The organism is Salipiger thiooxidans, from assembly GCF_900102075.1.
GTDB classification, from domain to species: Bacteria; Pseudomonadota; Alphaproteobacteria; order Rhodobacterales; family Rhodobacteraceae; genus Salipiger; species Salipiger thiooxidans.
In genome coordinates this window covers 34,302-56,249 of sequence record NZ_FNAV01000023.1, presented here as the reverse complement: position 1 = coordinate 56,249, position 21,948 = coordinate 34,302, and the positions used below count along the sequence as shown (strand labels likewise).

General features: G+C 67.2%; 23 protein-coding genes. 11 read left to right on the top strand and 12 right to left on the bottom strand.

All coding sequences use genetic code 11. The features are described 5' to 3' along the window. Positions 1–1,040 precede the first annotated feature (1,040 nt). Entirely contained in the window at positions 1,041–1,268 is a 228-nt protein-coding gene (locus BLQ77_RS24630; RefSeq protein WP_089963594.1) for an AbrB/MazE/SpoVT family DNA-binding domain-containing protein, read from the top strand. Continuing rightward, positions 1,258–1,653 (top strand): PIN domain-containing protein, encoded by a 396-nt coding sequence (locus BLQ77_RS24625; RefSeq protein ID WP_008888010.1) that lies wholly within the window; start codon positions 1,258–1,260, stop codon positions 1,651–1,653. The genes BLQ77_RS24630 and BLQ77_RS24625 overlap by 11 nt, the downstream gene beginning before the upstream one ends. Before the next feature lie 333 nt (positions 1,654–1,986). Here BLQ77_RS24625 and BLQ77_RS24620 read toward each other — a convergent pair whose 3' ends face one another. The 4 genes from BLQ77_RS24620 to BLQ77_RS28910 all read right to left on the bottom strand — a co-directional run bounded on the left by BLQ77_RS24620 (position 1,987) and on the right by BLQ77_RS28910 (position 6,046). Beyond that, complete coding sequence (locus BLQ77_RS24620; RefSeq protein WP_089963592.1) at positions 1,987–3,303, bottom strand: acetamidase/formamidase family protein; 1,317 nt, start codon at positions 3,301–3,303, stop codon at positions 1,987–1,989. 907 nt (positions 3,304–4,210) lie between these two features. After that, positions 4,211–4,888, bottom strand: a complete 678-nt coding sequence (locus BLQ77_RS24615; protein ID WP_089963589.1) for a VPLPA-CTERM sorting domain-containing protein — start codon at positions 4,886–4,888, stop codon at positions 4,211–4,213. A 353-nt stretch (positions 4,889–5,241) separates the two neighbouring features. Beyond that, a complete protein-coding gene (locus BLQ77_RS28525; protein ID WP_131822055.1) occupies positions 5,242–5,499 on the bottom strand; it encodes a hypothetical protein in 258 nt (85 codons plus the stop codon). Between the two features lie 376 nt (positions 5,500–5,875). Next, complete coding sequence (locus BLQ77_RS28910; RefSeq protein WP_165617194.1) at positions 5,876–6,046, bottom strand: hypothetical protein; 171 nt, start codon at positions 6,044–6,046, stop codon at positions 5,876–5,878. A gap of 6 nt (positions 6,047–6,052) precedes the next feature. On the opposite strand from BLQ77_RS28910, the gene BLQ77_RS24605 reads away from it, so the two are divergent. Next, positions 6,053–6,547 (top strand): LysR substrate-binding domain-containing protein, encoded by a 495-nt coding sequence (locus BLQ77_RS24605; RefSeq protein WP_089963585.1) that lies wholly within the window; start codon positions 6,053–6,055, stop codon positions 6,545–6,547. 249 nt (positions 6,548–6,796) lie between these two features. Here the strand turns inward: BLQ77_RS24605 and BLQ77_RS24600 are convergent, their stop codons facing one another. Continuing rightward, the gene (locus BLQ77_RS24600; RefSeq protein WP_089963582.1) at positions 6,797–7,318 is read right to left on the bottom strand and encodes a DUF2478 domain-containing protein; all 522 of its coding nucleotides are present in this window, start codon (positions 7,316–7,318) and stop codon (positions 6,797–6,799) included. Positions 7,319–7,403: 85 nt separating this feature from the next. Here BLQ77_RS24600 and BLQ77_RS24595 point away from each other — a divergent pair, with 85 nt between their 5' ends. Genes BLQ77_RS24595 through BLQ77_RS24585 form a run of 3 tightly spaced genes read left to right on the top strand, consistent with a single transcriptional unit; the run spans position 7,404 to position 10,707 of the window. Next, a complete protein-coding gene (locus BLQ77_RS24595) occupies positions 7,404–8,282 on the top strand; it encodes a formate dehydrogenase accessory sulfurtransferase FdhD (protein ID WP_089963580.1) in 879 nt (292 codons plus the stop codon). Continuing rightward, the gene (gene mobA / locus BLQ77_RS24590; RefSeq protein ID WP_089963577.1) at positions 8,279–8,923 is read left to right on the top strand and encodes a molybdenum cofactor guanylyltransferase MobA; all 645 of its coding nucleotides are present in this window, start codon (positions 8,279–8,281) and stop codon (positions 8,921–8,923) included. Before BLQ77_RS24595 ends, mobA begins: the two co-directional genes overlap by 4 nt. Continuing rightward, positions 8,920–10,707: a bifunctional molybdopterin-guanine dinucleotide biosynthesis adaptor protein MobB/molybdopterin molybdotransferase MoeA gene (locus BLQ77_RS24585; RefSeq protein ID WP_089963574.1), complete on the top strand. Its 1,788-nt coding sequence runs from the start codon at positions 8,920–8,922 to the stop codon at positions 10,705–10,707. The genes mobA and BLQ77_RS24585 overlap by 4 nt, the downstream gene beginning before the upstream one ends. Before the next feature lie 6 nt (positions 10,708–10,713). Here BLQ77_RS24585 and BLQ77_RS24580 read toward each other — a convergent pair whose 3' ends face one another. From BLQ77_RS24580 to BLQ77_RS24570, 3 genes are read right to left on the bottom strand one after another with little or no spacing between them, the layout of a single operon-like run. Continuing rightward, the gene (locus BLQ77_RS24580) at positions 10,714–10,941 is read right to left on the bottom strand and encodes a sulfurtransferase TusA family protein (RefSeq protein WP_089963571.1); all 228 of its coding nucleotides are present in this window, start codon (positions 10,939–10,941) and stop codon (positions 10,714–10,716) included. Positions 10,942–10,979: 38 nt separating this feature from the next. Next, positions 10,980–12,947: a sensor histidine kinase gene (locus BLQ77_RS24575; RefSeq protein ID WP_242661854.1), complete on the bottom strand. Its 1,968-nt coding sequence runs from the start codon at positions 12,945–12,947 to the stop codon at positions 10,980–10,982. 26 nt (positions 12,948–12,973) lie between these two features. Then, entirely contained in the window at positions 12,974–14,002 is a 1,029-nt protein-coding gene (locus BLQ77_RS24570; protein ID WP_008887984.1) for a replication initiation protein, read from the bottom strand. A 650-nt stretch (positions 14,003–14,652) separates the two neighbouring features. Here BLQ77_RS24570 and BLQ77_RS24565 point away from each other — a divergent pair. The 5 genes from BLQ77_RS24565 to BLQ77_RS24545 all read left to right on the top strand — a co-directional run bounded on the left by BLQ77_RS24565 (position 14,653) and on the right by BLQ77_RS24545 (position 19,311). Then, positions 14,653–15,855: an AAA family ATPase gene (locus BLQ77_RS24565; protein WP_089963569.1), complete on the top strand. Its 1,203-nt coding sequence runs from the start codon at positions 14,653–14,655 to the stop codon at positions 15,853–15,855. After that, a complete protein-coding gene (locus BLQ77_RS24560; RefSeq protein WP_089963566.1) occupies positions 15,852–16,859 on the top strand; it encodes a ParB/RepB/Spo0J family partition protein in 1,008 nt (335 codons plus the stop codon). The genes BLQ77_RS24565 and BLQ77_RS24560 overlap by 4 nt, the downstream gene beginning before the upstream one ends. Before the next feature lie 225 nt (positions 16,860–17,084). Beyond that, positions 17,085–17,789, top strand: a complete 705-nt coding sequence (locus BLQ77_RS24555) for an ABC transporter permease (protein WP_008887963.1) — start codon at positions 17,085–17,087, stop codon at positions 17,787–17,789. Next, positions 17,786–18,499: an ATP-binding cassette domain-containing protein gene (locus BLQ77_RS24550; protein ID WP_089963563.1), complete on the top strand. Its 714-nt coding sequence runs from the start codon at positions 17,786–17,788 to the stop codon at positions 18,497–18,499. Before BLQ77_RS24555 ends, BLQ77_RS24550 begins: the two co-directional genes overlap by 4 nt. Continuing rightward, entirely contained in the window at positions 18,496–19,311 is an 816-nt protein-coding gene (locus BLQ77_RS24545; protein WP_089963561.1) for an ABC transporter substrate-binding protein, read from the top strand. Before BLQ77_RS24550 ends, BLQ77_RS24545 begins: the two co-directional genes overlap by 4 nt. Positions 19,312–19,428: 117 nt before the next feature. On the opposite strand, the gene BLQ77_RS24540 is transcribed toward BLQ77_RS24545, so the two are convergent. From BLQ77_RS24540 to BLQ77_RS24525, 4 genes are read right to left on the bottom strand one after another with little or no spacing between them, the layout of a single operon-like run. Beyond that, the gene (locus tag BLQ77_RS24540; protein WP_008887925.1) at positions 19,429–19,944 is read right to left on the bottom strand and encodes a DUF6505 family protein; all 516 of its coding nucleotides are present in this window, start codon (positions 19,942–19,944) and stop codon (positions 19,429–19,431) included. Beyond that, the gene (locus BLQ77_RS24535) at positions 19,941–20,651 is read right to left on the bottom strand and encodes a biotin/lipoate--protein ligase family protein (protein ID WP_089963558.1); all 711 of its coding nucleotides are present in this window, start codon (positions 20,649–20,651) and stop codon (positions 19,941–19,943) included. Before BLQ77_RS24535 ends, BLQ77_RS24540 begins: the two co-directional genes overlap by 4 nt. After that, positions 20,648–21,727 (bottom strand): Mrp/NBP35 family ATP-binding protein, encoded by a 1,080-nt coding sequence (locus BLQ77_RS24530; RefSeq protein WP_089963556.1) that lies wholly within the window; start codon positions 21,725–21,727, stop codon positions 20,648–20,650. Before BLQ77_RS24530 ends, BLQ77_RS24535 begins: the two co-directional genes overlap by 4 nt. Next, on the bottom strand, positions 21,724–21,936 hold the full coding sequence (locus tag BLQ77_RS24525; RefSeq protein WP_008887989.1) for a DUF6494 family protein: 213 nt from the start codon (positions 21,934–21,936) through the stop codon (positions 21,724–21,726). Before BLQ77_RS24525 ends, BLQ77_RS24530 begins: the two co-directional genes overlap by 4 nt. Between the last annotated feature and the right edge of the window lie 12 nt (positions 21,937–21,948).

Here is a 21,948-nt window from a genome sequence, read left to right as displayed (position 1 = left end):
CGTTCGTTCTGAGCCAGGATCAAACTCTCAAGTTGAAAGCAGATTGCTCTGCTATCCTTGACGTTCGAACCTCTGCACATCTCCATCAGGACCCGGCTAAGGAATTCCCGATGGAAGTCATCTGTTTGTGTGCTTCAGGTTTCATCAGAAACCGAAAGCCGTACAAACAGTGAAGCTGACACTGGATCATCGGGTTACCCCTACCAGCGCGATATACAGAGACTTGATCCATCGAATGAACCAGAGTCGCCCGCATATCTCTTCAGATATCATCAATGTCAAAGAGCGTGAGAGACAAAAACCAGACCAGTGCGCCCTGTCTTCCGGCGCGCCCGCCTTTCCCTGCCTCTCGATGTTCCGTCCGCATCGTCCGCAACCGCGTCTCGTTTCCTCGCCGCCGCCGCTCCGTCCTGCGTCCCGTCAGCGCCTCAACGCCGCCGGTGGAGGTGGGTTCTAGTCCCAGTTCCCAATCTCCGCAAGCAGGAATTTTCGCAGAACGTGAATTTTCTTCCAGATCCAGTTTATAGCTAATAATTTCAGTGCTTTAAGCCATCACTTCCAGGCGCCGGGCGACTGCGCTGCCCCGTGTGTCCTCGGCAAGGCGGCACGACTCGCGAGCGTGCACCCCGCCAGTCAGGCTTCCCGGGCGCGACTCTACCGATGTCGGGATTCGTCGCCCGCATCCCCCGACCCATATCTGCCTTCGCAGTTGGGCGCGCCTGCACTCACGTCCTGCGAAGAGTGGGTGCCTGCCCGCCGCACCGGGAGCATTGCAGTAGATAGGAAGGGCTTTAAACAAAAGACGGCAGCCCCTCTTCAGTACTCGACGACCTTCAGACCAGACCGGCCAAACGAGACCCGGCATGCGAGGCCGCCGCGCAGCGGCCCGGCGCATCGGACGCCTCGAAGGCCTTGGACGTTCCGCAGAACAACGAGTCCCTCGCCCACGGCAGCGCCACGCTGACCACGGCAACGCGTTGCAAAGGCGGCGTTTTGGATATACATTTCCATCCTGTATATCCAAATCCAAGGAGGCCGCCATGCAGGTCGCGAAATGGGGCAACTCGCTTGCCGTCAGGCTCCCCGCAGAGCTGGTCCGGAAGCTTGGGCTCAAGGAAGGGGACGAGATCGACCTCACCGCGGGCGAGGCCGGTCTTGCGGTCACCCGCCATGCCCGGCCCGACGAGATCCTGAGCGGGCTCCGGCGGTTCCGGGGCCGGCTCGCCGCTCAGGACCAGCTGAGCCGCGACGCTGCGCATGAGCGCTGAGTTCCTCGACACCAACGTCATCCTCTACCTTCTCGACGATGGCCCCAAGGCGGACCGGGCCGAGGCGCTTGTGCAACGCGGGCCCCGCATCAGCGTGCAAGTCCTGAACGAGGCGCTCGTGAACTGCCGCCGCAAGGCCGGGATGGCGTGGGACGAGGCCGGGGAGTTTCTTCTCGGCATCGAGCAACTCTGCACGGTCGAGGACCTCACGCCGCGCACCCACACCGTGGGCCGTGCTCTGGCCGAGCGCTACCGGTTCTCGGTCTACGACGCGATGATCGTTGCAGCGGCGTTGCTGGCCGGCTGCACCACGCTCTATTCCGAGGACATGCAGTCGGGCTTGCTGGTCGAGGGGCAGCTTCGGATCGTGAACCCGTTCCTTTGATGCAGTGCCCCCGGCGCTGGTGACAGTGCCGAGCGGCAGGCGCTCTTTGCTCCGATCCAGATCGCATTCCGGACATAGAGCACGCGACAGAGCGACGAGGATTGTCCCGATGGCGCCGGCTATTCATCGGGAGACCGCCAGAGAATTCCGTTTCCGGCGGCCCGAAGCTTGAAGGCAAGTCCCCCGATCCGGATCTCCTGCATTCGGGGAGCCAAGGGCGGCAACAAGCGGCCGCGCCTACCCGACAAATCCCGACGCCACAAAAACATCCCGACATTCCCAACGCGATCGAACCCGGGCGGCACACACAACCGCCCGGGTCCGGGAATGGGATCAGAGCCCGTATTGCTCGCGCGCGTAGTCGCCGAGGCCCACGGCATCGAGGCGGGACAGGGGCGCCAGGAAGGTGACCTGGATCACGCCCGGCGCACGTCCGATCTCGATGGCGCCGTTGATCGTCGCGCGATTGCGCACCTCGGCCACCGTCATGCCGAGAAGCTGTGCCGCGCGCTCGAGCCCGTTGTCGATCGCGGCGTTGAGGTTCGCCGCCGTCCCGATGACCGAGATCGGCGACATGGGCTCGATCTCGGCCACATTCCACTTGTCCGCAAGGCGCTGGCCCTTGGCCTTCTCGGCCGCGGTAAACGGCCGGGCCAATGGCGGCAGGTCTTCCTCGAGCGGGAACAGCACCGGCCCGTCGAGCGGGTAGCCCTTCACGACCTCGACCTGCAGCGTGACGCTGCCCGAAACGTCCATCGTGTGGCCGGCGATCTCGCCATCCCCCTGCCCTGCGTGCATGTCGCCCATGTAGACACCGGCGCCCTGCACCTTCACAGGACAGACGAGGATCGCGCCGGCGCGGACCGCGTCGATGTCCATGTGCCCGTCGGTCTTGTGCTCGGCCAGCTGTTCCTCGGTGATCGCGTAGCTGTGCGGCGCGCCGACAAGGAAGGCCCCGAAGTCGCCGGCGTTGTGGCTGTCGGGCATGGCCATGGACGGGCAGGTCCCGAGCTGGCCGAGGAAGGGGCGCATCCGCACCAGCGTGCCCGGCATGTCGGACGGCGCATAGGTCAGGATCGAGTGCTGGCGGCTCCCGTCCGGCAGGGCCGCGTAATGGGCCGCGTCATGCGCGATGGTCTCGGCCGCTTCGGTGGGCAGGGTCAGCCCGACGGTGCGGGTCTCGTCGAAGGTCACCGTGTAGCCGTGGACGATCTCGAACGGCTTCACGGTGTTGCCGCAGGCATCGCATTTCACCGCGTTGCCGCCGATCCCCTCGACATGGGTTTCGGGCCAGACGGTATCGCACACCGGGCAGCGCGCCGCGACGTAGGGATCGCCAAGGCAGAAGCCCTCGGGAGAGCTGTCATGCCCCGAGGCGGTGGCGATGGAGGTCACGGTGATGTCCCGGATGCGGATCGCGACGCCGTCGCCGACCTCGGCACCGGCGACGAAGACCGGTGTCGTCACCTCGTGACCGCCCCGCAGCCGGGGCGTGATCATCGGCCCCCAGCATCCGGGGGCGGTGTTGGCAATGATCGTGCCACCGTTTTCGACCGGGCCCAGCATCGGCGCGTCGGGGTCGAGAACGCTGTTGGTGAATTCCGAGACCACGGCGCTACGACGCGCTACGGATGTGCTTCCATCAGGCATGACAGCCTCTCCAGTGTTGTGACGATTGTTGGCGCGAGACTATCGCGGCGACGCACAACTGCAAGCGAAGCTTCCGCACTTCTGATGCTTCCGGAAGACTGCGCCGACCGAGGCCGGAGCGGGCGAATGTCCGGCAGGCGGTCTCCCGTTTCCTGGTCGCGGCGGCCCTGAAGATCTTGCAGAGCGGAAGCTTCGATGACCGATGGCACCCCTGATGCCCTGGCGACACCTGCCCAACGCAGCCTGACGCCGAAACCCCATGGTCTGATGCTGCTGGTGGTGAGGTTGTGACAGGTCACTCAAGAATGGTCGCGCAGATCCCTCGGGGGACGGGGCAGCACAGGCGGTCCCGGTCATCGGTCGTCGCCATCCCGAGGCGCCCGCAACGGCGGACCGCCCCGCACGGCATTCCTGTCCTGATCCACATCTCCCGAAGCGTGGCCTCGCGTCGAAACCGTCCGCGACCACGTCCTGCAGCCGGTCGTCGACGGTCACCTGCCCCGTCTTGTAGCGCACGGGAAACCCGAAGCTCAGCGCGTAGCCGATATCGCCGCGTGGCCGCAGGAAGACGGTGCCGGACATCAGCACGCCGCTGCCCTGACCACAGGTGGTCCGGCCTCCGGCGAGTTTCATGGGGACCTCCAGAATGTCCTTGCCCACCCGCAACCGTGCGCGGCGGTCGGCGGGCAGGCGCCTGACCCGGCAAAGGGTGCCGCCGCCACGGCCGGCGACGTCGTTTCGGGCAAGGATCGCCGGGAACGGGCCTGGACACCCCGTTCTCTCTCTCGCGTCACGGCTCTTCCGCGACGACGCAAGAAAAAACGGGCCGCGCAGTCAAGCTGCGGCCCGTTCCCTTTTTCAAACGACTTGCCATCCCCCGCGACATTCGCCGCGGGACGATGACCGATCAGGCCGCCATGCGCTTCTTGCGACGCGCAGCGAAGCCGAGCCCGCCCAACGCGCCGATCAGAAGGATCCCCGCGGCCGGCAGCGGCACCGGGGTCACAGAGTTCACGAAGCTGTCGGACGCACCGCCGGGAAGCCTCTGCAGGTGGATCCCGAAGCGCAGCTCGCCAGAGGTCAGCGCGCTGATGATCGAGGCGAAGCTTCCGGACACGCCAAGGATAAAGCCGCCGGTTTCACCCTGCTGAATCGCATTGGCGTTGGCCGCTCCAGGGACCCGGTTGAAGATGAAGTCGGTCGAGAAGCCGACATTGTTGCCCTGCGGGAGATTGCCCCTGAAATAGCGTCTCATGTTGACGGTGCCGACCGAATGGGACTGATCGTTTCTATTCGGCAGCGCCGTGAAGAGGGACGGAGAGCTATCATGCACGAAGATCGTGCGGATGAAGTAGTTCAGCGCCGGGGCAGCAGCGCTCACGATCTGGAAAAGCGCGTTGCCAGAGCCAAGATCGGTCACATTGAGCGAGAAGTTCCCGGCATAGGCATCGCCGGCAACACCCGCACCCGGGATATTTTCGAAGGGGAAAGTGACCGCGCCCGCCTGTTGCGACGCACCGAGCAAAACGCCCGCACCAATCAAGCCCGCTACCACCATATTCTTGAGTTTGGCCGCAAAAATCATGTCGTAGACCCTAAAGAAATGCCTTTAAGCGCTAATTTTAAACCCAAAGGCGATTAGAAAAACGTCTGAGCAGTGACAGATTACAGATATGACCCTTATTTACAAGGGATTCTGTGATGCACACTTCACCTTATTCGGGAGCATGGCGCGCGGGCGACCATCAATCCCGGAGGGTCCGCGGGGGCCTGTCACGGCCGGGCTCCGCTTTGCAATCGGGAGACATTGAAGAGACGAAAGCTGCGCTGTATCCGTCGTCGCGAAGCGCAATTCGCAACGTGGACGACCGCCTCACGGGGACGGGTCGGGCTGGCGTCCCTTTTCGCGAACGCTCCCGGTCAGAGACAGCGACGCGCTCACACCTCTTCACGAAGCACCGGCGGCCGTGCGCATGCCACGCCCGCCATCCCGACCGCGCGGGCGACCCGCAGTGCGAGCGCCTCCCTCCAGGGGGGCACGATGTCCTGCACGCCGATCGGCAGCTCTCCGGGCAGGAACACGGGCACGGTCTCTACCGGCAAGCCGATGCAGGAGAAGGGTTGCGCGAGAAGTCCGAGGTTGGGCCGCAGAGGCCGCGCTTCGCCGCCGCGAACCAGGCTCTTCTGCCCGCGCAACGTTCGGCGTCGCGGGCACGATGCCCGCGTCGACGCGGGCGAAGGCCTCCAGCGCCTGCGCAATCCACCAGGCCCGCGCCCTCTGGCGCGACTCCCCCCGCGGCGGGCGGCAGGGCGCCCGCAAGGAAACGGTCGCGCGTGTCGGGGTCGACACTCCTCCGCGCGGTGGCGCAGCCTGTCGAGATGGAAGGCGGCGCCTTCGGAATTGGTGATGAGATAGGCGGCGGCGCGCCCGGCCTCGGCCCCGCCGAGAGCGTCGTCCCCCTGTTGCCTGCCACCCGCCGCGCCGAGCGCCCGGGCGACGCCCACCGTCCTTGCGCGCAGTCTGCCGTCCGTCACCCTCGCGGCGATTTCGTGCGCCATCGCCCATTGCAGATCATTCCTGACCGTCCTCCGGCAGATCCGGGAGCCGAAAAACCGGCGCCAGAACCCGCTCTCCGTCGATCAGGGTTTTCGCCCTCGCCGCGAGGTGCGGCACCATGCCAAGCACGATGGCCCGGGCGTGCTTCACCGGCGAGGTCTGGAGGAACTGCGCACCGATCAGCATCCCGATATGGAGCAGGAGCTCCGCGCTTTCGCCGCCGACTTAGCGCTGGTGTTCGAGCCGGCACACCTCGTGGATTTCGAGGTGATCGAGGCCACTGAGCGGCCGGTCTGCGCTGTGCTGGCCGGGACCCACCCGCTTGCCGGGCGCGAGGTGCTGCGGCTGCGCGACTGCCTCGCCGGTCCCCATGTCATCCCCTCGCCGGAATACAACGTGCGGCACCTGCTGGCGCAGGCGACCAAGGTCCGGTCGATATCGCTGCGTCCCGTGGCGGAGGCCGACAGCTTCGACCTGATGCGGCCGTACGTTCTCTATGAACAGGCGGTCTGCTTCCAGATCCCGATCGGCATCCCCGGCAACGCCCGACTCCGGTCTCGTGCTGCGCCTTCCGCGAGAGGGCCCTCCCTCGGGCGGTGCGGTCGATGGCCTCCACCGGCGGCTGGCGGTACCCGCCGCACCCTGTCCGGGGCCTTCGCGCGGAATGGCCGCACGGACATGCACTGACGTCAAGGCAGGTCTGCATTGCTGACCCTTGCGCTGCGGCGCAGCAATGCCTAGGTTAGCGATAACGGCGCAGAGATGTGCCACAGAGTTTCCCGGGTTCTCTCCTCCTCCCTGAACCCAGGAATCAGCGGCGACCCTCCCTCCTCCTCCCTGAGGGTCGCCGCGCCCCCCCCCTTCTCTCCCAGACACGGCCCCGCCAAGACCGCTTGCCATGCGCGTTTGTCTCGACGCACGCACGATGGCAAGGCCTCAGCCGTTCGCCTCCTGCGCCCCGGCGGTCATGCGTCCGGCCCAGTCCGACAGCACCTGCGCATTCGGTGCGAGCCGCTCGCCCAGACCCTCGGCATAGGTCTCGAAATCGGGAAGGTTGCCGGCGTTCACCGCGGTCAGCACCGGGATGCCCGAGGACAGCGCCTCATTGATCACCGGGCGGAAGCCGCGCCCGCCGATCTCCTGCTTGCCGAACTTGTTCACGATCACAAGATCCGCGCCCCCGGCCAGCGCCGCCTGCACGAGCCCCACCGCGTGCTCGAGCCCCTCGGGATCGAGCCGGCAGCCCTGCGACAGCGCGCCGAGATCCTGGGTGATGCGCACCACCGCGTCACCTTGCAGGATATGCAGGTCCATCAGGCACTTGTGGGCCGGGTCGGACTCAAGATTGACCTGCACGGCCCCGGCAATCCGCAGCCCGCGTGCGATCAGGGTCCGGGCGACCCCGGCGATCAGGCGATCCGCCTCGCCCTGTCCTTCGGCCACGACATATCCCAGCATGGCGTCTCCTGTTGCGTCTGCCGTCCGGGACATACAAGATACCCCGCGGGCCGAAAAGACAACGCCAAGACACCGGAGCCACAGCGTGATCCCCCCCAAGCTTCCCCTCCTGCCGGACCTCACCCGTCCCGGACTGACCCGCCGCGTCACCGGACACGACCAGACCGGCGCCGAGACCGAGATCGCGGTGGTCGAGGAGCGCCCCCTGACGATCTACCTCAACCGCCAGGAAGTGGTCACCGCCATGACCATCGGCGACTACCCCGAGTACCTGGCGCTCGGCTTCCTGCGCAATCAGGGGATGCTGCTCGACGACGACGTGCTGACCGGCGTCGACTACGACGACGAGATCGAGACGGTCGTGGTGCGCACCGAACGGCAGACCTCCTATGAAGAGAAGATGCAGAAGAAGACCCGCACCTCGGGCTGCGCGGTGGGCACCGTCTTCGGCGACATGATGGAGGGGCTCGAGGGGCTGTCGCTGCCGCAGACACAGGTGCGGACGAGCTGGCTCTATGCGCTGGCGCGCCAGATCAACACCATGCCCTCGCTCTATCTCGAGGCGGGCGCGATCCACGGCACGGTGCTGTGTCAGGAGGACCGGCCGCTGGTCTACATGGAGGACGTCGGCCGCCACAACGCGGTGGACAAGGTCGCGGGCTTCATGTTCCGCCACGACGTGACGGCGGCGGACAAGATCCTCTATACCACCGGGCGGCTGACCTCGGAGATGGTGATCAAGACCGCGCTCATGGGCATCCCGGTGCTCGCCTCGCGCTCGGGCTTCACCGCCTGGGGCGTCGAGATCGCGCGGCAGGTGGGGCTGACCCTGATCGGGCGGATGCGCGGGCAGCGCTTCATCTGCCTCTCGGGCGAAGAGCGGTTGCTGCGCGACGCGGACCCCTCGACAATCCCTGACGACAGCCGCAAATCGCGCCGCAAGAGCGCAGGAGACGACGCATGAAACAGCCTCTCGGGGTCATTCTGGCCGGTGGGCTCGCCACCCGCATGGGCGGCGGCGACAAGACGCTGCTAAGCGTCGGCGGCGAGAGCCTGCTGTCGCGGATCATCGACCGGCTGGAGCCGCAGGTGGCGGGGCTCGCGCTGAACGCCAACGGCGATGCGAGCCGCTTTGCCGACACCGGCCTGCCGGTGCTGCCCGACAGCATCGAGGGCTTCGCCGGGCCGCTGGCGGGTGTGCTCGCGGGGCTCGACTGGGCCGCGACGCAGGGCGCCGACAGCATCGTGACCGTGGCGGGCGACACGCCGTTCTTCCCCTGCGATCTGGTGCCCCGGCTGCTGCTCGCAGCCGAGGGCCAGCCCCATCCGCTGGCGCTGGCCGCGACACCGCGGACCGGCGACGAGGCGCTGAGATCCGGCGGAAAGCGGGTCAATCGCCACCCGACATTCGGCCTCTGGCCGGTGGCGCTGCGCGACGATCTGCGGGCAGCGCTCGGGGACGGGCTGCGCAAGGTGGTGGCCTGGACGGACGGGCACGGCGCCGGCGAGGCGCTGTTCCCTGCCGAGCCCTTCGATCCGTTCTTCAACGTCAACACGCCGGACGACCTTGCCCATGCCGAAGCGCTGCTGAAGGGCGCGGCATGAAGGTCTACGGCGTCACCGGCTGGAAGAACGCGGGCAAGACCGGCCTGATGGAGCGGCTGGTGGCCGAGATCACTGCGCGCGGCTTCTCGGTCTCGACGGTCAAGCACGCGCATCACACAACGGATGTCGACCAGCCCGGCACCGACAGCTTTCGGCACCGGCAGGCCGGTGCGGGCGAGGTGCTGCTGGCCTCGCCCCACCGCTGGGCGCTTATGGCCGAGCTGCGCGATGCGCCCGAGCCGCCGCTCGAGGCGTTGCTGGCGCGGCTCTCGCCCGCCGATGTGGTGCTGGTCGAGGGCTACAAGACCGCGCCGCATCCCAAGATCGAGGCGCACCGGGCCGAGACCGGCAAGGCGCTGCTGTCTGCCGAGAACAACAGCGTCCGGGCGATCGCCTCGGATGCGCCGGTCGAAAGCCCCCTGCCCCGCTTCGATCTCGACGACACCGGTGCCATTGCCGATTTCATCCTCGCAGATCTGGGCCTGGTAATGGCCGCGCCTTCCGAGGCCGCGTCCGGCGATCTGACCCCGCCGCGCCTGCGCGACGATTGTTTCGCCATGCCGCAGGGCGTGGCCTGGGTGCCGGTCAATGAGGCTCTGTCCCGGCTCAAGTCGGTCCTGCGCCCGGTCACCGGGACCGAGACCTGCGCCACCCACGCCGCCCGCGGGCGGGTGCTGGCCGAGACCGCCGTCGCGCGCCGGTCGAACCCGCCGCGTCCCAATTCCGCGGTCGACGGCTACGGCTTCGCCCATGAGGCGACCGGCGAGGGCGTGCAGCGCCTGCCGCTGGTCGCGGGCCGTGCCGCAGCCGGGCAGCCTTTCGAGGGCGCAGTGCCTGCGGGCCACGCCGTGCGCATCCTGACCGGGGCGATCCTGCCCGAGGGCGTCGACACCGTGGTGCTCGAGGAGGACTGCGCGGTCAACGCCACGCACGTCGCCTTCGACGGGCCGGCGAAGCTCCGCGCCAACACCCGCAAGGCGGGCGAGGACGTCACCGAGGGCTCCCCTGCCCTGCCCGCCGGACACCGGCTGCGCGCGCCCGACCTCGCGCTGCTCTCGGCACTCGGGCTGGGCGAGGTGACGGTGCAGCGGAAGCTGCGGGTGGGTGTGCTCTCGACCGGGGACGAGATCGTCCCGAGCCCCGCCGAGCCCGCCCTGCCCCACCAGATCTGGGACGCCAACCGCCCGATGCTGCTGTCGCTGGCCGAGGGCTGGGACTATGCGCCGGTCGATCTGGGCCATGTTCGAGACGATCAGGCGCTGATCGCCACCCGGCTCGACACGGCTGCGAAGGAGTGCGACGTCATCCTGACCTCCGGCGGAGCCTCGGCCGGGGACGAGGACCATGTCTCGGCTCTGCTGCGGTCACAGGGCACGCTCTCGAGCTGGCGGATCGCGCTGAAACCGGGCCGGCCGCTGGCGCTTGCCATGTGGAACGGCACGCCGGTCTTCGGCCTGCCGGGCAACCCGGTGGCAGCGCTGGTCTGCGCGCTGATCTTCGCCCGCCCTGCCCTGTCACTGCTGGCGGGCGCGGGCTGGACCGAGGCGCAGGGCTTCACTGTCCCCGCCGCCTTCTCCAAGCGCAAGAAGCCGGGACGCCGCGAGTTCCTGCGCGCCCGGCTCGATGCCGAGGGACGGGCCGAGGTGTTTGCGTCGGAAGGCTCCGGCCGGATCAGCGGGCTGTCCTGGGCGACCGGGTTGGTCGAGCTGCCCGACGAGGCTGTCGAGATCGCTCCCGGAAGCCCCGTGCGGTTCCTGCCTTACGAGGGTCTTGGGCTGCGTTAGAGCCGCTCAGCCCCGCCGGACGAGGTAGATCTGCACCGCGCCCTCGTCCTGCATCGACAAGAGCTGGTGCCCGGCTTCGTTGCAGAAATGCGGTACGTCGATCACCGCCGCCGGATCATCGGCGAGGATGCGCAGCACCTCGCCGGTCGCGAGCTGGGACAGGCGCTTGCGTGCCTTGAGCACGGGCAAGGGGCAGAGCAGCCCCACGGCATCGAGTTCGGCGGTCACATCCATGCTGTCTTGCTAATCCGCGCGCTGCGCCCTGTCCATGGTCAGGCCGCCGCCTCGGGCAGCCAGACGGTGAATTCCGCGCCGGTGACCATGCCCGCCTCGTCGGTGACGTTGCGCACGGAAATGAGCCCCCCGGCCCGCTGGATCAGGCTCTGCGAGATCGAGAGACCGAGCCCGGTGCCCTCGCCCTGCTTGGTGGTGAAAAACGGGTCGAACACGGCGTGAATCGAGCTTTCCGCCACCCCCGGCCCGGTATCGCGCACCCGCAACGCGGCGCCCGAACGGCCGTCGCGCGTCTCGGGCCCGAGCGTGAGAAAGAGCTCGCCCGCCTCACCCATCGCCTGCACGGCGTTGACGATCAGGTTCACCACCACCTGCTGCAACTCGCCCGGCTCGACCCGCACCGGGGGCACCTCGGCGAACTCGGTGCGCACGGCGACATGGGCGCGGGTGACCACGTGCTCGACCAGCACCAGGCAATCGCGCAGCACCGGCTCGAGAGGCACCTCGCTGGCGAAGGTGCCGTAGTCCCCGGGTCGGGAGAATTTCAGCAGTTTGCCCACGATGGTGTCGATCCGGCGCACCTGGTCGTCAATCAGGTCGAGCTCGGTGCGGACGTCCTCGGCCTCGCGACCGAGCACCTCGCGGATCACGTCGACATTGCCCTGAATCACCGCGATCGGGTTGTTGATCTCATGCGCGACGCCGGCGGTGATCTCGCCGATCGAGGCCAGCTTCTCTCGCGTGACCAGCTGGTGGAAGGCCTGTTCGAGCTTGTCGTTGGCCTCGCGCAGCTCGGCGGTGCGCTGGTCGACGCGGGCGTTCAGCTCGTCGGCCCAGGCCCGCAGCCGCCGGTCGCGGTCCTGCACCTGCTCCAGCAGGTCGTTGAGATGCGCGCCCACCTGCGCGACCTCGTCGCGCTTGCGGGTCGGCCCGATGCGCGCCGTCAGATCCCCGGCCCGCACCCGCCGCATCACCTGCGTCATCGCCTCGAGCGGGGTGAAGACCCCGCGCGCCATCCACAGGAACACCGGCGCGGAGAGCAGCAGAACCGCCACGAAGGCGCCGATCATCCAGAAATAGGCGGCACGCTTGGCGGCGTTGAAGGGCGCCTCGAGGAAGCCCACGTAGAGCATCCCGACCCGCTCGCCGAAGCTGTCATGCAGCGGCAGGTAGCCGGAGATGTACCAGTCGTTGACCACGAAGGCGCGGTCGAGCCAGATCTTGCCCTCCTCCAGCACCTGATGCCGCACCGCCTCCGAGACGCGCGTGCCGATGGCGCGGCGCCCCTCGAAGAGACTGACGTTGGTCGAGATCCGGAGGTCGTCAAGGAACACCGTCACCGTGCCCTTGCGGTCGCCGCCCGTCACCGGGTTGAGGAAGACGAGCTCGTTGATGTCGTCAATGAACTTGAGGTTGCGGTTGAGCAGCACGCCCCCCACCAGCACGCCGACGCGTTCACCGTTCTGAACCACAGGGCTGGCGGCGTGCAGCACCATGCCGCGCGTCTCGACCTGCGTCGTTGCCTCTCCCCTGCCCGGCAGCTCGTTGATCCGCGCCTGAACGGCGAGCCCGAGCGTGCGTGCATCGAGCTGTTCCGCGGACATAAGGTCGATCTGGGCCGTGGCCTTGCCCTGCATCGCCTGCGCGATGACAGGCCAGTCCTCGCCCGGGGCCTTGGCGGCGGCAGAGGGCAGGTAGTAGAGAAAATCGAAGCCGAGCGACCCGCGGGATTCGGTGAAGAAGCGATGCTGCTCTTCGAACGTGCTGGCGAGCACCTCGGCGAACCTCACCGTGCGGGCGGTGGCCTGCAGCTGGCCGCTGGCGTTCTCCATCATGCGGGTCAGGTACTGGTCGGCGATGCGCAGGTCGCTCTCGACGTTGGCGATCAGCAGCGCATCGTAATCCGCGGTCCAGCGCGCCATGCCGATGAGCAGCAGCAGCGGCATCAGGATGATGAGCGGCGCCAGCGCGAGGACGAGCAACCGCAGCCGGACCGAGGACAGCATGCGGCGCGCCCGGTCGCGCAGTCCGGTCACAGCGGGTTCTTCTCGACGAAGGTGCGGAAGAAAGCGAGGAAGGCGCGGTCGGGATCGCGCGCCTCTTCGCGGTCCTTCGCCCAGGCGCGCCATTCGCCCTCGACATGGTAGATGTCGTACCCCGGGTAGCGCAGGCGCGCGGTCTCGTAGGTCTCGGTCCGGAGCGCGGGTCCGCGGGCGTCGAGCCATGCGGGCCGGGCCTTGGGTTCGGTCACCACTTCCTCGCTGCCGCTGATCCGCGCCTTGCGGCCGACCTTCGAAAAGCTGAGCTCGCGCTCCACCTGCGCGCTGCCGCCCTCGTCCTTGCGCCACCAGCGCAGCTCGACATGGGTGACGCGCCGCCCGGTCTTGAGCGGCGCAATCTCGACCACGTAATCCGACAGCGCGTTGACCTCGGCCAGCGCCGGGTCGATGGCGCGCAGCTTGAGGTTCGACCACGAGGTCAGCTTGCCCTTCGAAACCCCGAGGATGCCGCGCAGGTCCTCGAGCGAGAACTTCTCCGAGCTGCGGTAGCGCAGGTTGCCGCGCTTCTGGATCATCTCGTAGAGCGTCAGCGCGTATTTCGAGCTGAGCGCGAACATGACCTCGCGCTGCAGCCGGGCGAAGACGGTGCTGTCCTTGATGATCCGCCGCAGCCGCTGCGGGATCTCGTATTCCAAGAGCCCGTCGCGGCGCGTGGTCTCGATGTTGCCGCCCAGAAGCTGCACCCGCTCGATGGCGTCCTCGCCATCACGGGTGACGCGCACCTTGACGATGGCCGACATCAGCCGCTCGATGGTCTCGCCCACCCGGTCGTTGGAATTGTGCGACCCCCGCAGGTCGGATTTCGAGATCACATGCGTCACCGGCTTGTCGATGGCGTCCCACGCATTCTCGAGCAGCTGGTTGTAGATGCGCCGGTCGGCAAGCGTCAGCGGCGTGACCTCGACGAGGTCCACCAGCTCTCCGGGCTTGATCAGGCTTTCGGCGTTTGGCCGGGCCTCAATGGTGCGATATGGTTTCGGAGACGCCGGTCGCTGCGCCATTGCGTTACCTGTCTGCTCATACTTTTGTATTCGTTGCGATGTAAGCTATCAGAGGCCCCCCGATCCGTCCAGCACCCGAAACGTAAGCTTTGTGTGCCTCCCCCGCCCTGGTCCGATTCGCGAAGTCCTTTAAAAACAGGCAGTAAATCAAGGGGTTTGAGTCGGTGGCGAGAGTCACCCAAAAGGTAAGAATAAGGCCCCATCCAATCCGTAAGCTTTCGCCTCCCGGAACGTATGAGCTCGCATCCCGAGAGGTAAGCCAAGACAGCCCAGGATGTAAGGTTATCCCGTAATAGTCGCGCAATATCATTGGGTTATCGGTAACGAAGATAGAACACCTAGAATCCAGAACAGCAGGGTCAGGCAGGGTGTGGAAAATCCGGGTGTCGGGCCCCTCCGGATGCGGCAAAACGGACTCCGTCGGCCAAAACCCTTACAGTTTGGGCAAGATTGGTTGAATCGGCTGAGAAAAGATCGGAAACACGATCTTGAGCACATGGTTTCCGATCATCCGACCCCCGACCCGAGATTTCCGCTTTTTCGGCCAGATCCCCGAATTATTCGCACTTGAGCGCAGAGGCCGGACGGGCCATGATTCGAGCGAACACGCAGGTCCCTCGCCTTCGACCCAGTCCCAAGAAGAGGATGAAATGGAGCAGTCCGCCCTTCCCACGGTGTCCCTCGACGAACTCGATCGTCTCGCGACCCGGGCATCGACCGTCATCAACCGGCTGCGCGACAGGCTCTACGCCCCGGGCAACCAGAAATCACTGGATCTCCAGTTCAACGTGCGCCGCGCCGCCGAGATGGTGGGCCGCAGTGAAAAGCTGATACGGGATGCCGAAGCCGACGGGCGCCTGCCCGAGCCCGAGAAGGACCCGCAGACCGGGCGGCGCACCGGCTACAGCCTCGCCGACGTGAACCGGATGCGGCAGGTGTTCGGCACCCTACCCTACCGCGCGCCCTCGGATCCCGCGATGGTCCTCGCGATCCAGAACTTCAAAGGCGGCGTGGGCAAATCCACCACCGTCTGCCACCTTGCGCAGTACCTGGCGCTCAAGGGCTATCGGGTCTGCGTCATCGACTGCGACAGCCAGGCCTCGACCACCTCGATCTTCGGGCTGAACCCGGACGTGGATGTCGACGAGGAAGAGGACACGCTCTATCCGTTCTTCCGCCACGGCGGCCCGCCCGACCTCTCTTACGCGCTGCGCTCGACCTACTGGCCGAACGTCGCGCTGATCCCCGCAAACCTCGGTCTCTACGACGCGGAATACGAGTTCGCCGCCCGCATGGCACGCGAGCAGACATTCGTGCTCGACCGGCTTCGGACTGGAATAGAGACGATCAAGGACCGGTTCGACGTCATCCTGCTCGATCCGCCGCCCGCGCTGGGGATGCTGTCGCTCTCGGTGCTGCGCGCGGCCGAGGCACTGGTGATCCCGGCCCCGCCCAACAACATCGACTTCGGCTCGACGGCGCATTTCCTCAAGATGCTCGGCGCCACGCTGAACGAACTCGCCCGCGCCGGTGGTCCCCGTGACTACGCCTTCGTCAAGATCCTCGCGACCAAGATGAACGACAGCAAGTCGGCGCATGTGGCGATCAAGCGGATGATGGACGCGGTGTTCCCGATGGACATGCTGCAGGCCGTGCTCAAGGACAGCGCCGAGATCGACAACGCGACGGCGAACCTCAGCACGGTCTACGAGCTCACAGGCGCCGCCACGCGCACCGACACCCACAAGCGCTGCCGGGCCTATCTCGACGCGGTCGGGCGCGAGATCGAGATCCTCATCCGCAAGACCTGGCCCAGTCATCACGCGCAACTGCGCAAGGAGGGACTGCTATGACCCGCAAGCACGGCAAACACGACGCGATCTTCGACGACGTCCTGAGCGGGCTCGACGAGCCCTCTGCCCCGGCGGCGCCGAAACCCGTCTCCGACCATGACGCGGGCAGCGCCCGTTTCCTCAAGCGCTCGACCACGATCAGCGAGCGGCTCTCGGGCGAGATCGAGGAAAAGACCCTGCGTTGGGTCGACCCGGCCCGCTGCCGCATGTGGGAGCGGCACAACCGGGAATACTCGCTGTTGACCGAGGACAGCTGCCGCGACCTGATCGACGGCATCCGTGCGCAAGGCAAGCAGGAGTTTCCCGCCATCGTCCGGCCTTCGGCCGAGCCCGGGTTCGACTACGAGGTGATCTGCGGCGCGCGTCGCCATTTCGCGGTGAGCTGGCTGCGCGCCAACAATTACCCGCAGTTCCGCTACCTGATCGAGGTCCGCGATCTCACCGACGAAGAGGCCTTCCGTCTCGCCGACATCGAGAACCGCGACCGCGAGGACATCTCGGATTACGAGCGGGCAATCGACTACGCCGACGCCGTCGCGCGCTATTACGGCGGGCGTCAGAAGGCCATGGCCGAGCGGCTCGAGGTCAGCCAGCCCTGGCTCTCGCGCTACCTGCAGCTCGCCAAGCTGCCGGACGTGGTCATCGCCGCCTTCTCCAATGTCCGCGAGATCCGCGAGCGCAACGCGCGCGAGCTGAAACCCCTGCTGGGCGCCGCCGAGAGCAGCGCCGCGATCATGGCCGAGGCCGCCGCCATCGGGCGCGAACAGCAGGCCGCCCGCGAGGGGCGCGGCAGCTTCGTCGATGCGGCGAGCGTCATGCGGCGTCTCACCCGCGCGGCCCGGCCGGCCGAGCCCGCGGTGCCCGTCGAAAAGGCCGTCTTCGGTGCCGGGCTGCGGGTCCAGACCAAGGCCGGTAAGGTGACCATGAGCTTCGACGACACGCTCCCGCGCGAGGCGCTGGAAGAGGCCTTCGCGGCCTATCTGGACAGCCGGTCAGAGGGCTGAGTCCCCTGCTCCTCGGGAATTGCCCACGGGCAATTCCGGCCCCTCCCCGGCCTCACGGACATTTTGTCCATGACTGTGGGACAACTCACGAAATTCTGGACAGTTTGGCCCGCAGCACGGAATTCCGGTGCGCGGGACTGGCACGCCAACGGCGATCCTGACACTGTGCCACCGAATTTGGCACGAAACCGCGCCTCGCGCGGGACGAGGGAGGAACATCGACCGATGGTCGATCTGTGGAGCGGGTTTTCTCAGGCCTTCTGGCTGGTGGTCACTTTCGACCCTGAACTGGCCGAAATCGCCTTTCGCTCGCTCAGGGTGACGCTCTCTGCCCTGCTCGTGGCCTCAGTCATCGCCCTGCCCCTCGCGGCGCTTCTCGCGGTGAAACGCTTCCGCTGGCGCCGCTGGATCATCGCGATCCTGAACGCGCTCATGGGCCTGCCGCCGGTGGTCGTGGGACTTGTCGTCTACGTGGTCCTGTCGCGCTCGGGGCCGCTCGGGGTGCTGGGGCTGCTGTTCACGCCAACGGCTATGATCGTCGCGCAGACCATCATCATCGTGCCGCTGATCGCCTCGGTCGCGCACCAGTCGTTGCGCGAACTCTGGGCCGAGTACCATGACCTGCTGATCTCGATGAACGTGACGCAATGGCAGAAGATCCGGACGTTGCTCTGGGATTCCCGGCGCGCGCTGCTGACCGCCTCGCTGGCGGGCTTTGGCCGCGCCATCGGCGAGGTCGGCGCGATCATGATCGTCGGCGGCAACATCGACCACGCGACGCGGGTGCTGACCACGGCCATCGCGCTCGAGACCGGCAAGGGTGACTTCGGCCTTGCACTGGCGCTCGGCTTCGTGCTGATCGGCATCGCCGTCGTGGTGAACCTGTCGATCCACTGGCTGAGCCGCACCGAGCGCGGAGATCGCTGGTGAGCCGTCTTCTTCCCCTCGCCGTTGAAGGTGCCGTCGGGCGTCGTCGCAGCCGCACGATCGTGGGGCCCGTCGACCTGCGCATCGAGGGCGCCGGCATCACCGTGGTGATCGGTCCGAACGGCGCCGGGAAAACCAGCCTCCTCAGCCTCCTGCACGGGACCGAACGGCTTGCCGCGGGGCGCATCGACTGGGCCTGTCCGCTCGAGGATGCGCGCCACGCGCAGGCCTTCGTGTTCCAGCGCCCCGTGATGCTGCGCCGCACCGTGGCCGAGAACATCGCCTATCCGCTGCAGATCCGCGGCGTGGCCCGCAAGGAGGCGCAGGCGCGCGCGGCAGACTGGGCCCGGCGTGTCGGTCTTGGCGAGGTGCTGAACCGCTACGCGCCGGTCCTGTCGGGCGGTGAGCAGCAGAAGCTCGCGCTGGCCCGTGCGCTGATCATCGAGCCGGACGTGCTGTTCCTCGATGAGCCCTGCGCCTCGCTCGATGGGCGCGCCATGCGCGAGATCGAGGAGATCCTGCTGGCCGCTCGCGACCGGGGCACCCGGCTGGTCATGTCGACCCACAACATGGGTCAGGCCCGGCGCCTTGCCGACGAAGTTCTGTTTCTGCTGCAGGGGCGAATCCACGAGAGCGGCCCCGCATCCACGTTTTTTACGGCGCCCGATACGCCGCAGGCACGGGCATTTCTGAAGGGAGATATCGTCGAATGATGAAGCAACTGTTTCTGAGCGCCGCGCTGGTCGCGGTCGCAGGTGCCGCGCAGGCACAGGACGTGATGAAGATGGCCGTCACGACCTCCTTCAATAACTCCGGTCTCGCCGAGGTGCTGCTGCCCGAGATCCAGAAGGACCTTGGGCTCGAGGTCCAGCTTCTGGTCGTCGGCACCGGCCAGGCCATCAAGCTGGGTGAGTCCGGCGACGTCGACGCGATCCTCGTGCACTCGCGTCCCGCCGAAGAGGCCTTCATCGAGGGTGGCTACGGCACCCACCGCACCGAGATCATGTACAACGATTTCGTCCTCATCGGGCCTTCCGACGACCCCGCGGGCATCGCCGACGACGAGACCGCCGTCGAGGCCCTGCAGGACATCGCCAGCACGGAGTCTGCCTTCGTGAGCCGTGGCGATGACAGCGGCACCCACAAGATGGAGCTGGCGCTCTGGAAGGACGCCGGGCTCGATGTCGAGGGGTTCGGTGACTGGTACAATGCCGTTGGCCAGGGCATGGGCGCCGCGCTCAACACCGCCGCTGGCATGAACGCTTACATTCTTTCGGACCGCGCGAGCTGGCTGAACTTTGGCAACAAGGCGGACCTCGGACTGCTGTTCGCGGGTGACCCGGTGCTCTTCAACCAGTACGCCTACATCCCGGTGAACCCCGAGAAGCACGAGCACGTTCAGACCGAGCTGGTCGACAAGCTCGAGGCATGGCTGGTGTCGGACCGCGCCAAGGAGCTTATCAACAGCTACGAGATCGCGGGCGAGCAGCTTTTCGTCTTCAACGCGGGCGAGAACGCCAACTGATCCAGCCCGCAAGGGGCTGAAACGACAAGGGCCGCGCAGATGAATGCGCGGCCCTTTGCATTGGTGAAATTGCCCGTGGGAAATAATTGCCCATGGGCAATTTCCCGGGGAAGCGGCTTAGTGGTCGTGATCGTGCGGTTCGTCGAGCGAGCCATGGACCGCGAAAAGATCGAGCTCGGCGGCCTGCGGTTCGATCACCCTGTAGGCCTCGCGCACACCTGCGGGGGTCAGTTCGCGGGCGACGGTGAGCAGCGTGTTGGGCGCGTGGTCAGCGCAGAGCTCGGCCATCTGCGCGAGCTCCTCGGCGGCTACGGGTCGTGCGGCCTCGGCCGATGGGGCACCGTAGTAGGTGACGAAATGCTCGGCGAGGCGCGCGGTCAGCGCCTCGAGTTCTCCGGGCTCGATCTGGGTCACGGCAACGAAGGTCACACGGCCAAAGGTCTCGAGCCCGAGCCAGCCGTTCGAGAACGCCTGCCGCGCCTTGCCGGCGAGATCGCCCTCGGTCCAGTCCGAGAACTCGAACCCGCCCGAGAGGCACCATTCGCCGGTGCGCGCGGGGCTCGCGAAGACGCGGGTGTCGCTTTCGTCGAAATGGATGGCGCGGGCGAGATGCAGGGGGGCGGCCTGGCTCATGGCGACTGCTCCAGAAGGGTGGTCAGCGGGATCTGGTGGGTGGTGCCGGTCTCGTCGCGCAGCAGCATGCCGAAGTCCTCGTCCACGCCGAGGAAGGTGCCGCTGCGACCGTCGCGGGTGACGTCCTCGCCGATGTCCCGCGCCAGGCCGCGCCACTCTGCGTGCAGCGCGCGGGGGCCGTCCTGTTCCCACTGGTTGAGGTGGTGCAGCGTGTGCCGGGCCCAGGCCTCGACCAGTTGCGGCGGGTGCACGTCGGGGCAGCCTTCGCCGAAGAGCGTGGTCTGGTCGGGGGTGTTGCCGGGGTTGACCGACTCGGGCCAGAGGGGCAGGGTGAAGCCCACCACGAGCCAGTCAGGCACCGTCTGCGGAATGCGCGAGGAGGCGCGGCAGCGGAAGCCACCGCAGCGCGCCCCGTTGAGGTAGAGCGTGCCGTCCCAGCCGAGATGCACCGCGACCTCGGGCGGGGCGAGCGCGCCGAGCGCGTTCTGGAACCCCACGCCGCAGATTGGCAGTACCGTCATGGCGCGCATCAGCGGCACCTCGGGGGCAAGCACCAGCGCGGCCTCCATCCGGTTCTGCCCTGTGGCATAGGCGACCATGCCGGCATCGCAGCCCATGGTCGCCTTCATGCAGGCGTGGTCGAAGGCATCCGCCGCGACCGGCTCACCGTACATCAGCGGCGGGAAGCTGAGCGCCTCGATGCTCATGCCACACCCTTCGCCACGAGCGCGCGGGCGATGTCGTGGAAGGCCTGCGCCTGCGCGCTGTCGGGCTGGCTGATCGCGATGGGCGCACCCCCGTCCGCGGCGAGGCGGATCTGCAGGTCGAGCGGGATCTCGGCCAGCAGCGGCACGCCGAGCTTGGCTGCCTCGGCGGCGACACCGCCATGGCCGAAGACGTGCTCCTCGTGACCGCAGGCCGAGCAGATGTGCGTGCTCATGTTCTCGATCATGCCGACCAGCGGCACCTTGAGCTGCTGGAACATGTCGATGCCCTTGCGCGCGTCCAGAAGCGCCACGTCCTGCGGGGTCGAGACGATGATCGCGCCGTCCACCTGTGCCTTCTGCGAGAGCGTCATCTGCACGTCGCCGGTGCCGGGCGGCAGGTCGACGATCAGCACGTCGAGCGCACCCCATTGCACCTGGGTCAGCATCTGCTGCAGCGCACCCATGAGCATCGGCCCGCGCCAGACCACGGCCTGGTCGTCGTTGGTCATGAGGCCGATCGACATCATGGTGACGCCATGGTTGCGCATCGGCAGGATGGTCTTGCCGTCTGGGCTCGCCGGTCTGCCCGAGACGCCCAGCATCCGCGGCTGGCTGGGGCCGTAGACATCGGCATCGAGCAGCCCGACGCGGCGGCCCTGCTGGGCCAGCGCCACGGCGAGGTTGGCCGAGACGGTGGACTTGCCGACACCGCCCTTGCCGCTGGCGATGGCGAGAATCCGGTCGATGCCGGGCACCTTCTGCGGGCCCTTGGGCTCGGCCGCGCGCTGCGGCTTGAGATCCGGGGGAGGGGCCTTTTCCGTGTGGCCGGTCAGCACGATGGAGACGGCGGTGACGCCGGGCAGGGCGCGCAGCACCTCCTCGGCGCGGGTCTTCACGGCGGTGTAGGTCTCGGCGTGGCGCGGCGCGATCTCGAGCACGAAGCGCACGGCGCCTTCGGCCGAGACGTTGAGCGCGCGCATCACGCCGCTCGCCACGATGTCGCCACCGGCGACGGGATCGTCCACGGTCTTCAGCGCGACGAGCACCGCGTCGCGGGTCAGGGGGGCAGGGGTCATGCTTGCGCGTCGTCCCCGGCGTCGGGGGCGGTGATCTCGCCGGTGACCTCATGGGTGAGGCCAAGCTCGGGGATGGTGATCACGGCCTTGACGGGAAAGCTGCCGCCACTGGCCTCGGCCTTGCGCACGGCCTCTTCGATGGCCTGTTGCGAGGTCACGCCGACCTGCTTCAGGAACTTGCGCATCGACATGTTGAAATCGTCGCTCATCGGGATCTCTCC